The organism is Cellulomonas sp. URHE0023, from assembly GCF_000688475.1.
Taxonomy (GTDB): domain Bacteria; phylum Actinomycetota; class Actinomycetes; order Actinomycetales; family Cellulomonadaceae; genus Cellulomonas.
This window is the reverse complement of record NZ_JIAN01000005.1, coordinates 521,593-540,276: the sequence shown is the minus strand read 5'-3', so window position 1 is coordinate 540,276 and position 18,684 is coordinate 521,593. Positions and strand designations below refer to the sequence as shown.

Genomic DNA, 18,684 nt, shown 5'->3' with positions numbered 1-18,684 from the left:
ATCACACCCCGATCCCATGGGGGGCAGGCGCCGGCACAAGGACCGAACTGACGTCGAAGCCGTCAGACGGTTTTCGCCGGCGCGTACTTCGCCATCCGGTCTCGCCAGGTGGCGGGTGCGTTCGGTTAGTCGCGGAGTTCGGCGGGGAACTCGGTGCTTGTCTGCCTCAATACGCCCACATCCCGGCCGTCGACCAGTTGACCGCCCGAGTTGATACCCACGACGTCACCTGACCTGCGGTGGTGGGCCGAGCGTTGCCGGCGGGGTGGTGTCACGATTGTCGGATGGGGAACGCCGCGGGCGGGCGCATCGCCGCGACTGCGCGGCCCAACCGATTGCTGACGATCGGGCACCTCGTCGTCTGGTCGGTGGCGGCGGTCGTCTTGTCCTGCGCCGCCTTCGTCGTGCACAGCGGTGTGCTCGTCGTCGCCGCGGGGGTGAGTGCCCTGCTGGCTGTGTTGTGGGGCTGGCTGGGTTTCGTCGGTCAGGTCGCGCAGCTGTGGCTGACGCCGGACAGCCTCGAGCTCCGTCGCCGGTTGCGGCCGTACTCGATTCGCCGGGTCGATGTCCTTGCGGTGCACGGCAACATCGAGGGTCGACCGATGTGGAGCGATCAGGTCGTCCTGGAGACGGCGACCGGCGCTCGGCCGTTGCCAGGCTTCACTGAACGGCCCGCCGAACTCGTACCGCTGCTCGAGAGGTGGGTGGCTACGGGCCACGTCGCACGGCAGGGTCCCGGCTGACGATTTCCGGGGTCGGTTCGGGGGCGAAGCGCATCACCACCCGTTTCCCCTCGCACGTCGAAAGACGCTCGGGCGGCGGAACGGTGAGGGCGACGTGGTTGCGCCCGGCGCGGCTCGCAGGATCGTGTGGGCGGTCATCGGACGCCGCTGGCAAACCTCATGCCGGCATACCGCGCAGCACTCTTGTCGAAGGTCACGGTGGCGGTGCATCCACGTTGCGCGGCGCTCTCCGCGATGAGCAGGTCGGGGAAGTCGGTCCGGTGGTTGACCTTGCGCAGTGCGGAGCGCACCAGGTCCGGGTCCTCGACGGCGATCTCCTCCGAGTCGAGCAGGCCCGTCAAGACGTCGCGCCGGTCGCTGGTGGGAATCGCGTAGGCGACGCCGAGCACCCACCACAGCTCAACGAGCACCAAAAGGCCCACGAATGCGGGATCGCGCGGCGTGAGGTTCTCGATGATGGAGTCGGCGACTGCCGTCTGGGGGGCGTCGTCGCGCACGAAGTAGCGAACGAGCACGTTGGTGTCCAGGGCGATCACTGGTTGTCGCCTCCGGCGGCTGCGGCGATCGAGGTACCCATGTCCTCGACGGTCACGGGTGTGCCGGGCGCGTACCGGGACAGTGCGCCACGCAGGGCGCGGATCGACTGGTTTGCCGGCCTGATCTCGTAGGCTCCATCGGCGCCCTGGATGAACTGGACGCGATCGCCGGCCCGAAGGCCGAGGGCTGTGCGCACCTCGATCGGGATGGTGATCTGGCCTTTGGACGTCACGGTGGCAACCGGCATGTCGTCGCACCTTACCGCTGCACGGATTCCTTACGCCTAGCCTTACCTGCGCACCAGAGGGCGTCAAGGGTCGACGGCGAGGTGACCGACAGCAGAATTCGCGCACCCCGCTCCTCGGTAGCCGGCATCCGTCCTCTTTTCTGAGCTGCGGCGGACGAGTTGTCGGTACCTCCCGGGTCCCGTGGACACTGCAGGCGTAGCGCGCCGCGTGGCACGTGCGGCGCTCGTGCGGTGACGGCGGCCATGCCCGCTGCATCCGTCGCTGCAAGTGACCGTCGAACGAGGAGAGACGATTGCCGACTGAGATCTCAGCGCATTCCACCGCAGGTCGACCGAGCCCGCGGGGGGTTGGGCGTGTGACGCGGCGCGGCTCCGTGGTGCGCGCGACGACGGGGATGGCGTGCGCCCTGATGGTCGCGCTGGCCGTCGGCGCGTGCTCGGGCGAGTCGGGCGACGCCACTGCGAGCGTTCCGGCAGCGCCGTCCAGCGCGCCGGCCGGCTCGGTGAGTCCGAGTGCGACCCCGACCCCGACGCCGACGGCCTCCTCGGTGGTCGACCGCTCCGACCCCGGGCTCGGGATCGCGTTCGCGGGCATCCCCGAGGTCGCCGGCTCCCAGGCCGACGCGTTCGACGCGCTGATGCAGTTCCAGGTCGAGTTCTGGCGCTCGCGCGTCGAGGGCGTCGTGTCGCCCGAGATCGACCACCTCGCCGTCGGTGAGGCGCTGGCTCAGGTCAACGAGGTGGTCTCGACGAACGGGAAGAACGGCTGGGTCACGTCGGGTGAGGAGACCGACACCTACACCGACATCGCGGGCACCACGCAGCTCGTGATCGTCGACATGTGCAGCGACGACAGCAAGGTGGTCTACACCCAGAACGGCGAGGTCACCTCAGGCGCCGACCTGGACACGCCGCATCAGGCGATCCGCGCCGAGGTCGCGCTGCAGCCCACGGGGATCTGGTCGGTCCAGACCTACAGGCCGGGGGACGCGTGCTGACCGCGCGCCGGGCAGGACCAGGAGCGCAGGCGGTGGCTACCGGATAGGTCCAAGCACGCGGCTGACGGCCCGCGCCCATCGTCTTCATGACGAACGCCGTGTGGGGCTGGGAGGGGCGCGTACCGGTGTAGGGCCGTCGCTCAGGATGCGCCCTCGCGGTCGCGGTGTCACGGTTTTCCCAGAACGGGACTGCAGCAGCCGGCCCGCGTGATGCCTCGACGGAGAGGACCCGGCATGGCTGCGACGTCCTTGGGTGACCTGCTGGCCGACAGCCACCGCACGCGCGGGGCATCACCGAGGCCGAGAAGCGCGGGGACCACCGCGCCGTGGCGACCTGCCGCGCAGAGGTCGGCGACGCGCTCCCGTGAGCGGACCGAGCGGCCGCAGCGTCGGCGAGCCCGAGCGACCAGCGAGTGGGGGGACTGAGATGAGCGCGCCCACAGCACCGCCGCAGGCGGTGCGCAGCTTGATCCCGGCGCGGCTGGACCGACTGCCGTGGACGAGGTTCCACTGGATGGTCGTCGTCGGGCTCGGGGTGTCGTGGATCCTCGACGGACTCGAGATCCAGCTGGTGGCCAACGTCGGCTCGGTCCTCACCGAGCCCGAGAGCGGGCTCGGGATCGCGCCCGCGGAGGTGGGCCTGCTTGCGTCGGTGTACCTGGTGGGTCAGGTGGTCGGTGCGCTCGTGTTCGGGCGCATGACGGACCGCCTGGGCCGGCGCCGCCTGTTCATCCTCACGCTCGTCATCTACCTGGCCGGGAGCGGTCTCGGCGGCCTGTCGTGGAACCTCGGCTCGTTGCTGGTGTTCCGCTTCATCGCGGGCCTCGGCATCGGCGGCGAGTACACGGCCATCAACTCGGCGATCGACGAGCTGATCCCGGCGCACTTCCGCGGCCGGGTCGACATCGCCGTCAACGGAACCTACTGGGCTGGCGCGCTCATCGGCTCGCTCGGTGCCCTGGTGCTGCTGAACCCCGACCTGGTGCCGATCTTCTGGGGCTGGCGCATCTGCTTCTTCATCGGCCCCATCCTCGGACTGGTCATCATCTACATCCGCCGGCACATCCCGGAGAGCCCGCGCTGGCAGCTGACGCACGGGTACGCGCAGGAGGCCGAGGAGACGATCGACGGCATCGAGGAGACCGTCCGAGGGCAGGGTGTCGAGCTGCCTCCGGTGGACGAGAACAAGGCCATCGAGGTGGTCCCCGAGAAGTCGATCGCCATCCTGCGCGTCGGCCAGCTGATGTTCACCGAGTACCGCCGCCGCGCGATCCTCGGCGGCACCATGATGATCACGCAGTCGTTCCTCTACAACGCGATCTTCTTCAGCTACGCCCTGGTGCTGAGCAACTTCTTCGACGTCCCGAGCGGGCGCGTGCCGCTGTACTTCATCCCCTTCGCGTTCGGGAACCTGCTGGGCCCGCTGCTGCTTGGCCACCTCTTCGACGTGTGGGGCCGGCGCAAGATGATCCTGCTGACCTACGGGCTGGCAGCGATCGTGCTGGCCGTCGCCGCGGTGCTGTTCTACGCGGGACTCCTGACCGCCGTGACCCAGACGATCCTGTGGTGCGTCTGCTTCTTCTTCGCCTCGGCGGGGGCCTCGTCGGCGTACCTGACCGTCAGCGAGATCTTCCCGCTGGAGCTGCGCGGGCAGGCGATCGCGTTCTTCTTCTGCATCGCCCAGCTCTCCGGTGCCGTCGCCGCGTCGCTGTACGCCGCGCTCGTCGGTGAGGGGGAGTCCCGGGGTCCGCTCGCCATCGGCTACGCCCTCGGTGCGGCCTTCATGCTGACGGGTGGTCTGGTGGCGTGGTTCATCGGGGTCGACGCCGAGCGCAAGTCACTCGAGGACGTCGCCGATCCCCTCACGTCCACCCGCCGCCGGGGCGCCGTCCGGGCCACGGGCGCCAGCGACAACATCCGCTGAGGTTCGGCACATCGGACCGGCGCTTGCCTTCAGCTCGGTCGGTCTCCGGTGACGATCGCGCGCAGGTGCTCGAGCGGGAGCTTGGGGGTGCGGTCGGCTCGGACCAGGCCGTTGGTCTCCTGCTCGGTGTCCGCCAGCTGCGTGTAGCAGAACCCGGCGAGCACCTCGCTGTGGCGCACGGCGTCGAGGAGGCCCGCCAACCGCTTCGCGAAGTCGTCCGAGGTCGTTGCCGACGAGTAGCCCCAGGCGTCGTCCACGGCGTCGATGTCGTACGAGATCCCGCCGAACTCGGTCAGCATCACGGGCGCGTCGTCGACCGCGCCGCTGAGCACCAGCCGCCGGCCCGCCGGGCCGATGCCGTCGATCAGCGCGTCGACCGACGCCCTGTCGCGGTACCGGGCGTCCACCACGTCGGGGTCCCAGGAGTAGTCGTGGATGGCGAGGATGTCGGTGTCGACCTGCTCCCACCCGTCGTTGGACACCACCGGTCGCGTGCCGTCGAGCGCCTTGGTGAGCCCGACCAGGGCGCGCGCGAAGTGCTGCATGCGCGTGTCGTGGGCGATGTGCTGGACCCCCCAGCTCTCGTTGAGCGGTACCCAGGTGACGATCGACGGGTGCGAGTAGTCCCGCTGGACGATCTCGAGCCACTCGCGCACGGTGCGCTCCACCGAGACGGTCGAGTAGGTGAAGCTCGCCGGTGCCTCGGCCCACACCAGGAGGCCCAGCCGGTCCGCCCAGTGCAGGAAGCGCGGGTCCTCGAACTTCTGGTGCACGCGGGTCGCGTTGAACCCGAGGTCCTTGATGAGCTGGGCCTCGAGGCGGAGGGCGTCGGCGGAGGGGGCGGCGAGGTGCGACTGCGGCCAGTAGCCCTGGTTCAGCACCGAGCGCACGTAGTAGGGCCGGTCGTTGAGCAGGAAGTGTCCGCGGGCGACCTCGGCGGTGCGGATCCCGAGGTACGACGACAGCCGGTCGGCGCCCACGTCGACGGTGGCGTCCACGAGCCTGGGGTGCTCAGGGGACCAGAGCAGCTCCTCGTACGCCTGCCCGTTGGTCAGCGCCGGCACCGCGATGACCACCGTCGTCTCGAGCGTGCTGAGGGTCGTCGACGTCTCGGCCAACGGTGCGCCGTCGTAGGTCAGCCGCACCCGCACCGGCACGGGCTCGTGCGGGGTCGCGGTCAGCCGAAGGGCTGCGGTGACCGTCGCCGACCGGGGGTCGGTGGTCCAGTGCAGCGACTCGACAGCGACGGGCGGCACGGACTCGAGCCAGACCTGCTGCCAGATGCCGCTCGTGCGGTGGTACCAGATGATGTGCGGGCTCTCGCGCCAGTCCTGCTTGCCGCGCGGCTGGGCGATGTCGTGCGGGTCGTCCTCCGTGCGCACCACGATCACGTGCTCGCCCTGCCCCAGGGCGTCGGTGATGTCGCAGGAGAACGGGGTGTGGCCGCCGTCGTGCGTCGCGACGACCTGACCGTCGACCCAGACACGGCACCGGAAGTCGACGGCGCCGAACCGGAGCATGAGCCGCTCGCCGTCGACGTGGCCGGCCGCGTCCAGGTCCGCCGGCGACAGCGTCCGGCGGTACCAGGAGACCGGGTGGTACGTGGTGTCACCGACACCCGAGGCGGGCGACTCGGGCGGGAACGGGACGACGATCTCGCGGTCGGCGTCGGGCCAGCTGAGCCACCACTGCTCGCGCAGCCCGCGGTCCAGGTCGTCGAACGCGAACCGCCAGGGCCCCGACAGGTCAGTCCATGCCGACCGCAGGAGCTGGGGTCGCGGATGGGTCCCGTCCTGCGTGCTCGCGACCGGGCGCGCGAGATCCTCACTGATCATGGCGCTCAGCATGCCGCACAATTGCAGCGCTGTAAATCAGCCGTCCGGTGACCGCTACGGAGCGCTCTCCCGGACGACGACCCGATGCGGCACGACCACGTGGCGACCCATCCCGTCGAAGCCGCCGATCCGTTCGAGCAGCATGCTGACCGCGCGCTCGGCAAGCGCCTCGAGGTCCGGCGAGACCGTGGTGAGGCTCGGGAACGTCACCGCACTGAGGTGGATGTCGTCCCAGCCGGTCACCGCGACGTCGTGCGGCACCCGGATGCCTCGTTCGTGCAACGCCCGCAACGTCCCGATCGCGGCCAGGTCGTCGCGGCAGACGAGGGCGTCGACCACCAGGCCGGCGTCCAGCATCTCCCCGACGGCCCGGACGGCACCCACGGCCGAGATCTCGGCCGTGGCGATGAGCAGTGCTGGGTCCGGCGCGATGCCGGCGTCCTCGAGGGCCTGCTGGTAGCCGGCGATGCGCTGGCGGGACGTCTCCGAGAGCCCCGAGCGCTCGTGCCCGACGAACCCCACCCGGCGCCGCCCCGCATCGAGCACGTGCCGCGTGATCTCCTGCGCGGCCAGCACGTTGTCGATCATCACGCGGTCGACGGTCAGCGGAGCGGCGGTCTCGCCCAGCAGCACGAGCGGGAGCTCCGTCCGGTGCCGCGCGATCTCGGTCGAGCTCATGACGCTGGGCTGGAACAGCATGCCGTCGACGAGCCCGGACTCCGAGGCCGCCACCAGTGCCCGCTCGCCGTCGAGCGTCGCGTCCGTCTCCTCCAGGAGCACGCGGTAGCCGTGCTGCAGGGAGACGCGGGACACCACGCGTGAGAGCTCGGCGAAGTACGGGATGGCGACGTCCGCGAAGCCGAGCGCGATGAGGGACGTCCGCCCCGTGGCGAGCCGGCGCCCCATCATGTTCGGGCGGTAGCCGAGCTCGTCGATGGCCTTCTGCACCCGCTCGCGCATGCGCGGGGACACGTGGGGCGCGTCCCGCACGACGTTGGAGACCGTCTTCATGGAGACGCCCGCGTGCTCGGCGACGTCCTGGAGCCGCACCTGGCCCATGGCAACCTCCCTGAGCAACGCGCCCGCCCTGGCGCTCGCGGGCCCACAGTACTGGCGCGGGGCCGTCGGCGGACGCCGTGGCCCGCACGTGACCGGCGGCCCCCTGCTCCCTCTTGACCGGCCAGTTTCCAGCGCTGTAAAGTTTCCGGAAGGCCCACCGGCCACGTGTCGCCGTCCAAGGCAGGGCGACGGCACACCTCGACTCAAGGGAGAGTTTGCATGAGGAAGTCCGTGGTCAGGGGACTCAGTGCCACCATCGCCGTCTCGGTAAGCCTCGCGCTGGCTGCCTGTTCCGGTTCCGGCTCCGACTCGGGCTCCGGCTCGGGCGGTGGCGGCGTCGGTGGTGGCGCCTACGACGGCCCGAACGTCGACATCACGTTCTGGCACGGCTGGACCGGCGGAGCCGCTCCGACACTCGTGCCGAAGCTCATCGACAAGTTCAACTCCGAGCACGACAACATCACCGTCAAGGCCGTCCCCCAGGAGTGGGGTGACATCTCGGCCAAGCTGCCGCTCGCGATCAAGGCCGGCAAGGGACCTGACGTGGTGGTGCTGCACGGCGACGACCTCGCGACGTACGCCGCGCAGAACCTGCTCCTGCAGGCCGACGACATCGTCGACGACCTCGGCTACTCCGCCGACGACTTCCCGCCCGGCGTCTTCGACAAGGGCAACTACAAGGACGCCCAGTACGCGGTGCCCTGGAGCGTGACGCCGCTCGGCCTGTACGTGAACAAGGACGTCCTCTCCCAGGGCGGCGTCACCGACATCCCCACGGACAAAGACTCCTACGAGGCCTCGCTCACGGCTCTGAAGGACGCGGGCGTCCAGGGCGAGTGGGTGGACGGCTACGTGTTCACCGGGACGTTCGAGTTCGAGAGCCTGCTGTGGCAGTTCGGCGGCGAGCTGTACAACGAGGACGTGACCGAGGCGACGTTCAACTCCGACGCCGGCGTGCAGGCGCTCACCTGGATGACCGGCCTCGTCGACCAGGGCTTCAGCCCGGCGAACGTCGCGCAGGACGGCAACATCAAGGCGCTGCTGGCGGGGGACACCGCGTTCAACTGGAACGGCGTGTGGCAGACGACGAACACCGCGTTCGACGGCCTTCAGTGGGAGGCGGCGCCGGTGCCGCAGATCGGCTCCGAGAAGGCTGTCTGGTCGAGCTCGACGCACTGGGCGTTCCCTGCCAACAAGGGCCAGGACGAGAACAAGACCGCCGCGGCCGCCACGTTCGTGAAGTGGATGAACGACAACTCCGCCGGTTGGGCCGAGACGGGCGAGCTCCCCGGAGCGAACTCCGTGCGCGACGACCCGGCGCTGCTCGAGAAGTACCCGAACCTCAAGCCGTTCATGGACGAGCTCGAGTACGCGCACTACGAGACGGTCTCGCCGGGCATCAACGAGGCGAACAACCTCATCACCACGGCGATCAACGAGGCCCTCACGGGCAAGAAGTCGCCGCAGGCGGCGCTCGACGACGCGAAGGCCAAGGCCGACCAGATCCTCGAGCAGAACCGGACCAAGTACGGTGACTGACTCTGTCGCCGCGGACACCGTCGCCCCCCAGCGCACCAGCGCTGGGGGGCACGGCCCGCGGCGGGTGGTCAGCCCGGCCCGCCGTCGGCGCAAGACGCTGACCGCGTACCTGTTCCTCGCGCCGTTCCTCGTGCTGTTCACCATGTTCGTGCTGGCGCCGGCGGTGTTCGGTCTGTGGATCAGCGTCACGGACTGGAGCCCCTTCCGCGACGTGCAGCACTTCGTCGGCCTGCAGAACTACGTCGACCTGTTCACCGCTGGCACCACGACCTCGGGCGACTTCTGGCAGTCGATGGGCGCGACCGCCATCTTCGTGGTGGCGAGCGTCCCGTTCCTCGTCGTGGTCCCGTTGTTCGTCGCCATCCTGCTCAACCAGAAGATCCGCGCCGCGTCGGCGTTCCGCACGGTGTTCTTCGCGCCGTACGTGCTCGGCGTCGCAGTGGTCGGGCTGATCTGGGGGTACGTGCTGGACACGCAGTCCGGGGTCCTCAACCACCTGCTGCACGGCATCGGCATCCAGTCCGACATCCCGTGGACCGTGGACGTGCCGTGGGTGTGGGTCTCGCTGGTCGGCGTCACGGTGTGGTGGACCTCCGGACTGAACACCGTGATCTTCCTGGCCGGCCTCAAGGGCATCAACACCGAGCTGTACGAGGCCGCTGCGCTCGACGGCGCCGGCGCCGTCCGGTCGTTCCGGAACGTGACGCTGCCCGGCCTGCGACCCGTGACGCTCTTCATCACGACGACGACCGTGCTGGCCTCCGCGAACATGTTCGGCCAGGCGTACCTGCTCACCACCGGGGGCCCGGGCAACGCGACCCGCACCGCGATCATGTACATCGCCGACCAGGGCCTCTCCCAGAACAACATGGCCCCCGCGGCCGCCATGAGCTACGTGCTGTTCGCGTTCCTCGCGGTGGTGAGCGTGGTCAACTTCCGGCTCCAGCGCGAGCGCGTCGAGAAAGGAGGCACCCGATGAGCGCGACCGCCATCGCCGTGCGTCGACCGCGCTCCGGGCGCCGGATCGCCGCGAAGACCGTCCTGTACGTGGTGCTCGGCGTGCTGGCGCTCGCCATCGTGCTGCCCCTGCTGTGGATGCTTCTGACGTCGTTCAAGACGGACGCCGACGCCATCCGGAACCCCTACTCGCCGCCCAGTCCGGTGTCCCTGGACGCCTACCGGACGCTCGCGAGCGGTCAGCAGCCGATCCTGCTCTGGCTGTGGAACTCGCTCGCGGCCGCGACCGTCCAGACCGTGCTGATCCTGGTGACCGCGTCGATGGGCGCCTACGCGCTCGCGCGGATGGAGTTCGCGGGCAAGAAGATCATCTTCGGCCTGATCATCTCGACGCTGCTGGTCCCGCCGGTCGTGTTCCTCATCCCCAACTACCTGATCGTGCAGAACCTCGGCTGGCTGGACACGATCCTGGCGATCACCGTGCCCGGTGCGGCCGGTGCGTTCGGCATCTTCTTCCTTCGGCAGTTCTTCGTCGGGCTCCCGGTCGAGATCGAGGAGGCCGCGCGCATCGACGGTGCGGGCGACATCCGGATCTTCCTGCAGGTCGTGCTGCCGCTGGCACGACCGGCCCTGGCCACGCTGGCGGTCCTGTCGTTCCTGAACAACTGGAACGACTTCCTGTGGCCCGTGTACGTGCTGCTCTCACCCGAGCACATGACGCTCCAACCAGGGCTCTCCATGCTGCAGGGCGCCTACCGGACGCACTTCGCGATCGTCATGGCTGCGGCGGTGATCGCCTCGGTCCCCGTGCTGGTGCTGTTCGGCATCGCGCAGCGGCAGATCGTGGACTCGGTCACCGGTGCGGCGGTCAAGGGGTGAGGAGCAGGTCGGTCCGGGTCGTGGCCGTCGCAGCGGCGTGCGTCGCGCTGGCCTCGTGCGGGCCGGCCCAGCCGACCGGCGCCCCGACCCCGTCCTCCTCCGACGCAGCTGCTGTCGCACCGGTCGTCGACGAGGACTTCCCGGACCCCGACGTCGTCGCGGTGGACGACGGCTGGCTGGCGTTCGGCACCGGCACGTCCGGGCTGAACATCCGGGTGGCGTCGAGCCCCGACCTCTCGACGTGGAAGGTGCAGTCCCGGGACGCGCTTCCCACGCTCCCGGCCTGGGCGTCGCCCGGTCGGACATGGGCACCCGACGTCTCGCCGCGGCCCGACGGTTCGTGGGTCATGTACGTCACGGCCGAGCACACCGACTCCGGCCGTCAGTGCATCGGCGTCGCCACGAGCCCCACGACCGACGGGACGTTCGTGCCCGCGGGTGCCGAACCGCTCGTGTGCCCGGTGGAGGAGGGCGGGGCCATCGACCCCAGCACGTTCACCGACGCCGACGGCGCTCGCTACCTGCTGTGGAAGACGGACGGGAACTGCTGCTCGCTCGACACGTGGATCGAGATCGCCCGGCTGTCCGACGACGGGCTGTCGCTGGCCGACGAGCCGACGCGGCTCCTGCGCCAGGACCTTGCGTGGGAAGGCGAGCTGGTCGAAGCGCCGACGCTCGTCCTGCACGACGGCACGTACGTGCTCCTGTACTCGGCGAACGCCTACGGAGGCGACGACTACGCGATCGGGGCGGCACGCTCGGCGTCGCTCCTGGGCCCCTACACCAAGAAGTCGGAACCGGTCCTGACCACGGACACCTGGGACGGTGCGGTGCGCGGGCCGGGCGGCCAGGACGTGGTGAGCTCGGCAGACGGGGACACCCTCGTGTTCCACGGGTGGGACGAGCTCTACATCTACCGCGCGCTCCACCTCGCACCGCTCGCCTGGACCGACGGCTGGCCCGCGCCCACACGCCCGTCCTGAGCGCGGGCGCAGGGACGTCACCCAGGCAGGTGCACCGCGACGCGGAGCCCCCCACCGGGCCGCGGCGTGACGGTGAGCGTCCCGTCGTGCGCCCGGGCGATGCTCTGCACGATGGCGAGGCCCAGGCCGACGCCCGCATGGTCGCTGTGCACCCGTTCGGTGCCACGCTGGAACGGCTCCGTGAGGGTCGAGACCCGCCCGGGAGCCAGTGACTCACCGGTGTTCTCGACCGTGAGCACGACCGACCCCGGCCCCGCGGCCGCGCTGACCCACACGCTGCCGCCGCCTGGAAGGTTGTGGACGATCGCGTTGTGCACGAGGTTCGTGGTCAGCTGCAGCAGCAGGGCACGCGAACCGACCGTCGGCGTGATGTCACCGGAGGTCTCCAGGGTCACCCCGCGTCTCTCCGCAAAGGGCAGGAGCGTCTCGGTGGCCTCCTCCGCGAGCAGCGACAGGTCGACCCGTTCGCGCGTGAAGGACCGTTGGTCGGCGCGGCTCAGCAGGAGCAACGCCTCGGTCAGGTCGATCGCTCGGGCGTTCACGGCGTGGAGCCGTTCGATGAGCTCGACCTGGTCCCGGCCGGGGTCGCTGCGGGCCACCTCGAGGAGCGCCTGGGTGGTCGCCAGCGGGGTCCGCAGCTCATGGGAGGCGTTGGCGGCGAACCGCCGCTGCTCGGCGACGTGCGCCTCGAGCCGTTCCAGCATGGCGTCGAAGGCGTCGGCGAGCTCACGGAACTCGTCGGCGCGGCCCGGCAGCCGGATGCGGTGGGAGAGGGACCCGCTCGCCGCGACACGGGTCGCGTCCGTGATCCGGCCCAGCGGTGCGAGCATGCGGCCGGCGAGCACCCACCCGCCCGCCAGGCCGAACAGGAGCAGGAACGCGAGCGCCCACGACACCTTGGGAACGAAGGCGCGGACGAGGTCGTCGCGGCTCGGGCTCCACCGGCTCGGGATGCCTGGAAGGCCGGGGACACCCTGGCTCTGCCCGTCGGGCACGTAGCGCAGCAGGAAGACCCACACCACGGCCAGGAGCAGGACGCCGGCCACCATGAGGAACGCGGCGTAGCTCAGGGTGAGCTTGAGGCGGACGCTCGGCCCGGGGTCCCTGGTCACCTGCGACCTAGTCACGTGCGACGCCGGCGTCCGCGTCGATGCGATAGCCGGCTCCGGGCACCGTGGTGATCAGCCACGGTTCGCCGAGCCGCTTGCGCAGCGCCGAGACGGTGATGCGCACGGCGTTGGTGAACGGGTCGGCGTTCTGGTCCCACGCCCGCTCGAGAAGCTCCTCAGCGCTGATGACGCCTCCGTCGGCGGCGACGAGCACCTCGAGCACCGCGAACTGCTTGCGGGTCAGCGGTACGTACCGTCCGTCGCGGAAGACCTCACGGCGGAACGGGTCGAGCCGCAGGCCCGCGACCTCGCGCACAGGCGGTCTGTGGTGGGCTCGGCGACGGTCCAGCGCCCGGAGCCGCAGCACGAGCTCGCGCATCTGGAACGGCTTGGTGAGGTAGTCGTCGGCACCGAGCTCGAACCCGGAGGCCAGGTCGTCGAGCCTGTCTGCCGCCGTGAGCATGAGGATCGGCATACCGCTCCCCGAGGCGACGATGTGCGCGGCGACCGCATCCCCGGACGGCCCCGGGATGTCACGGTCGAGGACCGCGATGTCGTAGGCGTTGATGCCCAGCAGCTCCAGTGCGGTGTCGCCGTCGCCGGCGATGTCGGCGGCGATCGCCTCGAGGCGCAGGCCGTCGCGGATGGCCTCGGCCAGGTAGGGCTCGTCGTCGACGATCAGCACGCGCACTCTCTCGACTCTACGAGCCGGGACTTATCGTCGGGATATCGCGAACTGCATACGTGACGGCAACAGTGAGCCGCGTTCCCTGAGGTCATGTTCGGTACCCCACCAGCGCGCGAAGCCCGACCCGCCGTCCCCGTCGCCCTGGCGGTCGTCGTCACGACGGTCGCCGCCGTCTCGGTCGCGGTCTTCGGCGGCAAGCCGTCGGCGGCCACGTCGCCATCGGCCGCACCCGACGCCCCCAGCCGTGCAGCGGTGGCCCAGCTCCCGAGGGATGCGCCTGTTCTTGCGCCACCGTCGGCCGACGACCCGGTCGCAGACGATCCTGGTCTGGTCGGCGCCGATGGCTCCGACGGCGCCGTCGCCGACGGTGTGACCGTCTTCGACGACGGCGTCCCTGCGGTGGCCAACCTCGATCCCGACCTGCTCGCCGCGGTCCGCGAGGCCGCGACCGATGCCGCCGACGAGCGGATCACGTTCTACGTCAACAGCGGCTGGCGTTCCCGCGCGTTCCAGGACCAGCTCCTGCGCGACGCGGTCGTCCAGTACGGCTCGGAGCAGGAGGCGGCCCGGTGGGTGGCGACGTCAGACACCTCCCCTCACGTGCAGGGTGCCGCGATCGACGTGGGGCGCTGGGACGCCACCGCGTGGCTCGCGGAGCACGGAGCCCAGTACGGGCTGTGCCAGATCTACGGCAACGAGCCGTGGCACTACGAGCTGCGCCCCGACGCCGTCGACGCCGGATGCCCTGCCATGTACGCCGACCCGACGCACGATCCGAGGATGCAGCAGTGACCCGCACGTTCGACCCCGCGACTTCTGTCCACACGACCGAGAGCGGTTCGGCCGGCGAGGAGGCTGGCGCGGCCCGCGCACCGGCCTACCTGGTCGTGCTCTTCGTCGTCTACCTCGGGCTGCTCGCGTGGGTGGTGCTGTGGAAGCTCGAGGTCCCGTGGGTCGGCGAGCCGGGAGAGCGCATCGTCAAGCTCATGCCGTTCGTATCCACTGCGGGCGCGGGTGCGAGCACGCCCTTCGACGTCGCCGCCAACCTCGTGCTCTTCGTGCCCTTCGGTCTCTACCTAGGCCTTCTCGCGCCGACGTGGCGGTGGTGGAAGGCCGCCGGCGTGATGGCCGCCGCGAGTCTGGCGCTGGAGACGGGACAGTACGTCCTGGCCGTCGGCAGCACCGACACCACCGACGTCATCGTCAACACCGCCGGGGGCCTGGCCGGGCTCGCCCTGGTCCGCGGCACGCTCCCGAGGTGCGCCGCGATGCGGCTCTGCGCGGTCGGGACGCTGCTCGCCGTGCTCGCGAGCGCGGTCGTCGTCGCCACACCCGTGCGCTACGGACCGCCCGAGGACGTCAGGTGCGATCCCACCGCCTCCGTCCCATGCCTGCCGTCCGACGATCGCGGACGACCCTGACCGAGCAGCACGCGGTCGTCGCAGTACCCACGACCAGGTCGGCGGTGGACTGACACCCAGATCGCGCCGTCCTGTCGTGTGCGGCGTTGCTCGTGCGTCATGGGTTCATGAGCATCGCGATCACCCGCAGCGAGCGCTGGGCGACCACTGCCCTGTTCCTCGTCAGTGGCCTGTCCTTCGGCGGCTTCCTGGTCCGGTCGCCCACGCTGAAGGTCGAGCGCGGGCTCGACGACACGTCCTACGGACTGCTCAGCGTCCTGTTCGGCGTCGTCGCCATCGTGACCATGCGGTCCGTGGCGCCGGTGCTGCGCCGGGTCGGTCCGTCGGTCGTCGCCCGCGTCGCAGTCGTCGCGTTCCCGCTCGCCGTCGTCGTGCTCGGTGTTCCGCTGGGGATCCCGGGCTACGTCGTGGCGATCGTCCTGGTGGCCGCTGCGAACGGCGCCCTCGACGTGGCGATGAACGCGACGGCGGTCGGTGCGGAGCAGCGACTGGGGCGGCCGATGCTCAGCGGGTGCCATGCGGCGTGGAGCGTCGGCGCCACGACCGCGATGCTCGCCGGCACGGCGAGCATCGCAGCGGGAGCTCCGACCACGGTCCATCTCGCGGCTGCTGCGGCTCTCGCGGTCCCGATCGCCGTCCTGGCCGGCTCCCGACTCCCGGGGAACGGGCCGGCCACGGTCGGGCCGGAGTCGCCCGCGCCGGCGCGATGGTCGGCTGCGCTCGTCCGTGTCGCGCTGGTCGGGGTCATCCTGATGGTGGCCGAGGGCGCTGCGCTCGGGTGGAGCGGGGTGTTCCTCCACGAGGTGCGCGGTGCGCCGCTCGCCCTGGCCGCCGCGGCGACCACCGCGTTCACCGCGGCGCAGACCGTCGGCCGGCTCGGTGGGGACCGGCTGCGGGGTGCGCTGGGGGATGCCCGGTTGTTCCGGGTCGGGTCTCTTGTCGGTGCGGTGGGTCTGGCCGCCGCGGTGCTCGTGCCCCGACCGGCCGCGGCGGTCGGTGGGTTCGCGCTGCTCGGACTGGGGGGCGCGGCCCTGGTCCCCATCGCCTATGCGGAGACCGGCCGTCGTGATCCGAGCACCTTGGCGGTCGCGCGGCTCTCGGTCTTCGTCTACGCGGGCGTGCTCGTCGGTCCGGGCATGATCGGCCTCGTGGCGGGTGCCCTCGGGCTCACCGCGGCGCTCGCGCTCGTCGCACCGCTGCTCGGCCTCGGCGCAGTCGTCTTCCCGCGGGCGGAGCGTCGCCTCGGGGCGGTCGGCCCACGTGAGCGAGCGGGCGTGCTCGGACGCTGAGGGTCAGGCCCGTGCCTGGCCGAGCCAGACGCTCGCGCCGAGGCGGACGCCGTCGCCCCGGGTGTGCGGGGCCAGGGCTGCACGCACCTCGGCGAGCACACGGGCCTGCGTCTGCTCGTCGGAGCCGTCCAGGAGCCGACGGCCGAGCGTCCCGCTCGCCAGGAACGCGACGGCGTCCTCGGGGGAGTCCCCGACCGGGAGCTTCTCGGTGACCGACGCCAGCTCGACACCGGTCCATCCGGCGGCGGTCAGCAGGGACCGCACGCGGTCGGGGTCGGCGAAGGAGAACATGCCCGGCCCGTCGCGGGTCTCCATGCCGGGCACCGGGACGATGCGAGCGGCGGCGGTGCCCGGGACGCACAGCCACGGCTGGCGCGCGAGCGACCGCCACGCCACGAACGCCAGGCGCCCGCCGGGCCGCGTGGCGCGCCGAAGGTTCGCGAGCGCGGCCACCGGGTCCGTGAAGAACATCAGCCCGAACCGGGAGAGCGCGACGTCGAACGACGACGGTGCGAATCGGTGGTCCTGCGCGTCGGCCTCGACGAAGGTCACGTTCGGCACGCCGACGGCCCGCGCGCGTGCGAGGTCGAGCATCGTGGGGGAGACGTCGATCCCGACGGCGGTGCCCGGCCGGGCGACCTCGGCCGCGGCCAGGGTCGTGGTGCCGTACCCGCAGCCCACGTCGAGCACCTGCTCCCCGGGGCGGATCGCGGCAGCGGACAGCAGTGCGGCCTGGAACTTCGCGTACATGCGGTCGTAGTGGTCGCGATGGGCCACCCAGTGCTGCGCGCCGGTCTCGTTCATCGTCGTCTCCTGAAGGCGTTGCCACGACGATCGGATAGTGTCACTATCGGATAGTGCGCATATCCGAGGTGTGTCGACGTGCCGGGATCCCACTGTCCGCCATGAAGTTCTACCAGCGCGAAGGTCTGATCCCCGAGGGTCGGCGCTCGCACCCGAACCAGGTCGAGTACGACGACGCGCACGTCACGCGCGTCCGGCTCGTCCGTGCGCTGCTCGAGACCGGCGGACTCTCGGTCGCGGCGGCGCGGGAGGTCATCGCGGTGCTCGACGCTCCCGACGCCCCGCTCGCCGAGACGTTCGCGGTCGCGCAGCACGCGATCAGCGCCTCCCGGACAGCGGGTGGTGCCCCGAGCGAGGAGTCACGTGAGCGCGTGCGTCGGCTCGCGCGCGAGCACCGCTGGGTGACCACCGACGACAACCCCGGTATCGAGACGGCCGCGCGGGCCCTCGACGGGTTCCGGGGGATCGGGTTCGACCCGCCGCCGGGCTACCTCGACGCGTACGCCGCCGCCGCCGCCCGCGCGGCCGCCGCCGACCTGCACGCCCTGACCACGCGCTCCGAGACCGACCGGGTCGCAGAGCTCATGGTCGTCGGCACCGTCCTGGGCGACCCCCTCTTCGCCGGACTGCGCCGCCTGGCCCAGCAGGACGCCACCACCGAGCTGTTTCCCGTACCCGGCACACCACGAGACGAGGACCCGTCATGACGCACCCCACCGGAACCCACGTCGTGCTCGGCGGGAACGGCGTCGTCGGTCGTGAGACCGTCCGCGCCCTGCTCGACCGCGGCCACGACACCGTCTCGGTGGGCCGCGCACCCTCGAGCAGGGGCGACGTGCGCTCCGTCACCGCCGACCTGCTCGAGGCGGACGACGTCGACCGTGCCCTGCGTGGCGCCGACGTCGCCTACCTCGTCGTCGGCCTCCCGTACTCGGCTCGGGTGTGGGAGAAGCAGTGGCCGCTGGTCGCGCGCAACACCATCGCGGCGGCGCTCACGCACGGCACGCACCTGGTCGTCCTCGACAACGTCTACGCCTACGGCCCGTTCCACGGACCGATCACCCCCGACCTGCCACTGCGGCCGTCGACGCGCAAGGGGTGGGCGCGAGCCGCCGTGCTCCACGCCCTCGACGAGGCCGCGGAGGTGCGAGGTCTGGTCAAGACCGTCGCGCACAGCGCGGACTTCTACGGACCCGGGGCGACGACGAGCGTCTTCACCACGTTCGCGATCGACCGGATCGTCGCCGGCAAGAAGGCGACCTGGTTCTTCGACGCAACGCAGCCGCACTCCCTGACGTACGTCCCCGACATCGCCGACGCGCTCGCGGTCCTCGGCACCGACGACCGCGCACGCGGTCGGGTGTGGCACGTCCCGACCGCCCCCGCCCTCACCGGTCAGGAGTACGTCGCGATCGCCGGGGGACGCTGCACGACCATGAGCATGACCACCATGCGGATCGGTGCACTGTTCAGCACCCCCGCCCGCGAGACGCTCGAGATGGCCTACCAGTACACGGCGCCGTACCTGTTCGACTCGAGCGAGTTCGAGCGGACGTTCGACGTCGCACCGACGCCGTACGACGTGGGGATCGCCGCCTCGCTGGCTGCCGCGCGGGCGACCGCGAAGCCCGCGTGACGGGGCACGCTCTCACGGACGCCGCGACCCGGACGA

Annotated in this window: 19 protein-coding genes; 12 read left to right on the top strand and 7 right to left on the bottom strand. The window is 71.0% G+C overall.

Translation table 11 applies throughout. From position 1 onward, the window contains the following. The first annotated feature begins 284 nt into the window (after positions 1-284). Positions 285-743 carry a hypothetical protein gene (locus tag N553_RS0102625; protein ID WP_028045244.1) on the top strand — a complete coding sequence of 153 codons (459 nt, stop codon included), beginning with the start codon at positions 285-287 and terminating at the stop codon, positions 741-743. A 134-nt stretch (positions 744-877) separates the two neighbouring features. Here N553_RS0102625 and N553_RS0102620 read toward each other — a convergent pair whose 3' ends face one another. Together N553_RS0102620 and N553_RS0102615 are read right to left on the bottom strand one after the other, a co-directional pair. Beyond that, a complete protein-coding gene (locus N553_RS0102620) occupies positions 878-1,279 on the bottom strand; it encodes a PIN domain-containing protein (protein ID WP_028045243.1) in 402 nt (133 codons plus the stop codon). Beyond that, positions 1,276-1,527 (bottom strand): AbrB/MazE/SpoVT family DNA-binding domain-containing protein, encoded by a 252-nt coding sequence (locus tag N553_RS0102615; protein ID WP_028045242.1) that lies wholly within the window; start codon positions 1,525-1,527, stop codon positions 1,276-1,278. The genes N553_RS0102620 and N553_RS0102615 overlap by 4 nt, the downstream gene beginning before the upstream one ends. A gap of 356 nt (positions 1,528-1,883) precedes the next feature. Here N553_RS0102615 and N553_RS0102610 point away from each other — a divergent pair, with 356 nt between their 5' ends. Then, entirely contained in the window at positions 1,884-2,525 is a 642-nt protein-coding gene (locus N553_RS0102610) for a hypothetical protein (RefSeq protein ID WP_028045241.1), read from the top strand. A gap of 427 nt (positions 2,526-2,952) precedes the next feature. Continuing rightward, entirely contained in the window at positions 2,953-4,449 is a 1,497-nt protein-coding gene (locus tag N553_RS0102605) for an MFS transporter (RefSeq protein ID WP_028045240.1), read from the top strand. A 29-nt stretch (positions 4,450-4,478) separates the two neighbouring features. On the opposite strand, the gene N553_RS0102600 is transcribed toward N553_RS0102605, so the two are convergent. Beyond that, positions 4,479-6,284, bottom strand: a complete 1,806-nt coding sequence (locus N553_RS0102600; RefSeq protein ID WP_028045239.1) for a glycoside hydrolase family 2 protein — start codon at positions 6,282-6,284, stop codon at positions 4,479-4,481. Between the two features lie 54 nt (positions 6,285-6,338). Beyond that, complete coding sequence (locus N553_RS0102595; protein ID WP_028045238.1) at positions 6,339-7,343, bottom strand: LacI family DNA-binding transcriptional regulator; 1,005 nt, start codon at positions 7,341-7,343, stop codon at positions 6,339-6,341. Positions 7,344-7,562: 219 nt separating this feature from the next. On the opposite strand from N553_RS0102595, the gene N553_RS0102590 reads away from it, so the two are divergent. From N553_RS0102590 to N553_RS0102575, 4 genes are read left to right on the top strand one after another with little or no spacing between them, the layout of a single operon-like run. Next, a complete protein-coding gene (locus N553_RS0102590; RefSeq protein ID WP_028045237.1) occupies positions 7,563-8,882 on the top strand; it encodes an ABC transporter substrate-binding protein in 1,320 nt (439 codons plus the stop codon). Continuing rightward, positions 8,875-9,861 carry a carbohydrate ABC transporter permease gene (locus N553_RS0102585; RefSeq protein ID WP_028045236.1) on the top strand — a complete coding sequence of 329 codons (987 nt, stop codon included), beginning with the start codon at positions 8,875-8,877 and terminating at the stop codon, positions 9,859-9,861. Before N553_RS0102590 ends, N553_RS0102585 begins: the two co-directional genes overlap by 8 nt. Continuing rightward, positions 9,858-10,718 carry a carbohydrate ABC transporter permease gene (locus N553_RS0102580; RefSeq protein ID WP_028045235.1) on the top strand — a complete coding sequence of 287 codons (861 nt, stop codon included), beginning with the start codon at positions 9,858-9,860 and terminating at the stop codon, positions 10,716-10,718. Before N553_RS0102585 ends, N553_RS0102580 begins: the two co-directional genes overlap by 4 nt. Next, a complete protein-coding gene (locus N553_RS0102575) occupies positions 10,715-11,701 on the top strand; it encodes a glycoside hydrolase family 43 protein (RefSeq protein ID WP_156043667.1) in 987 nt (328 codons plus the stop codon). The genes N553_RS0102580 and N553_RS0102575 overlap by 4 nt, the downstream gene beginning before the upstream one ends. Positions 11,702-11,718: 17 nt before the next feature. On the opposite strand, the gene N553_RS0102570 is transcribed toward N553_RS0102575, so the two are convergent. Together N553_RS0102570 and N553_RS0102565 are read right to left on the bottom strand one after the other, a co-directional pair. Continuing rightward, the gene (locus tag N553_RS0102570) at positions 11,719-12,813 is read right to left on the bottom strand and encodes a HAMP domain-containing sensor histidine kinase (protein ID WP_028045233.1); all 1,095 of its coding nucleotides are present in this window, start codon (positions 12,811-12,813) and stop codon (positions 11,719-11,721) included. A 7-nt stretch (positions 12,814-12,820) separates the two neighbouring features. Then, positions 12,821-13,501, bottom strand: coding sequence for a response regulator transcription factor (locus N553_RS0102565; RefSeq protein ID WP_028045232.1), 681 nt, complete (start codon positions 13,499-13,501; stop codon positions 12,821-12,823). A gap of 87 nt (positions 13,502-13,588) precedes the next feature. Between N553_RS0102565 and N553_RS0102560 the strand changes: the two genes are divergently transcribed. The 3 genes from N553_RS0102560 (at position 13,589) to N553_RS20740 (ending at position 16,208) form a co-directional block, all read left to right on the top strand. Beyond that, positions 13,589-14,290: a M15 family metallopeptidase gene (locus tag N553_RS0102560; protein WP_028045231.1), complete on the top strand. Its 702-nt coding sequence runs from the start codon at positions 13,589-13,591 to the stop codon at positions 14,288-14,290. Further along, positions 14,287-14,919, top strand: a complete 633-nt coding sequence (locus tag N553_RS20745; RefSeq protein ID WP_231505142.1) for a VanZ family protein — start codon at positions 14,287-14,289, stop codon at positions 14,917-14,919. Before N553_RS0102560 ends, N553_RS20745 begins: the two co-directional genes overlap by 4 nt. Positions 14,920-15,026: 107 nt before the next feature. Continuing rightward, positions 15,027-16,208: a hypothetical protein gene (locus N553_RS20740; protein ID WP_051639777.1), complete on the top strand. Its 1,182-nt coding sequence runs from the start codon at positions 15,027-15,029 to the stop codon at positions 16,206-16,208. A 3-nt stretch (positions 16,209-16,211) separates the two neighbouring features. Here N553_RS20740 and N553_RS0102545 read toward each other — a convergent pair whose 3' ends face one another. Continuing rightward, on the bottom strand, positions 16,212-17,012 hold the full coding sequence (locus tag N553_RS0102545) for a class I SAM-dependent methyltransferase (RefSeq protein WP_028045230.1): 801 nt from the start codon (positions 17,010-17,012) through the stop codon (positions 16,212-16,214). A gap of 53 nt (positions 17,013-17,065) precedes the next feature. On the opposite strand from N553_RS0102545, the gene N553_RS0102540 reads away from it, so the two are divergent. Beyond that, positions 17,066-17,719 carry a MerR family transcriptional regulator gene (locus N553_RS0102540; RefSeq protein ID WP_028045229.1) on the top strand — a complete coding sequence of 218 codons (654 nt, stop codon included), beginning with the start codon at positions 17,066-17,068 and terminating at the stop codon, positions 17,717-17,719. Continuing rightward, positions 17,716-18,648: an NAD-dependent epimerase/dehydratase family protein gene (locus N553_RS20735; RefSeq protein ID WP_051639776.1), complete on the top strand. Its 933-nt coding sequence runs from the start codon at positions 17,716-17,718 to the stop codon at positions 18,646-18,648. The genes N553_RS0102540 and N553_RS20735 overlap by 4 nt, the downstream gene beginning before the upstream one ends. Positions 18,649-18,684: the final 36 nt, after the last annotated feature.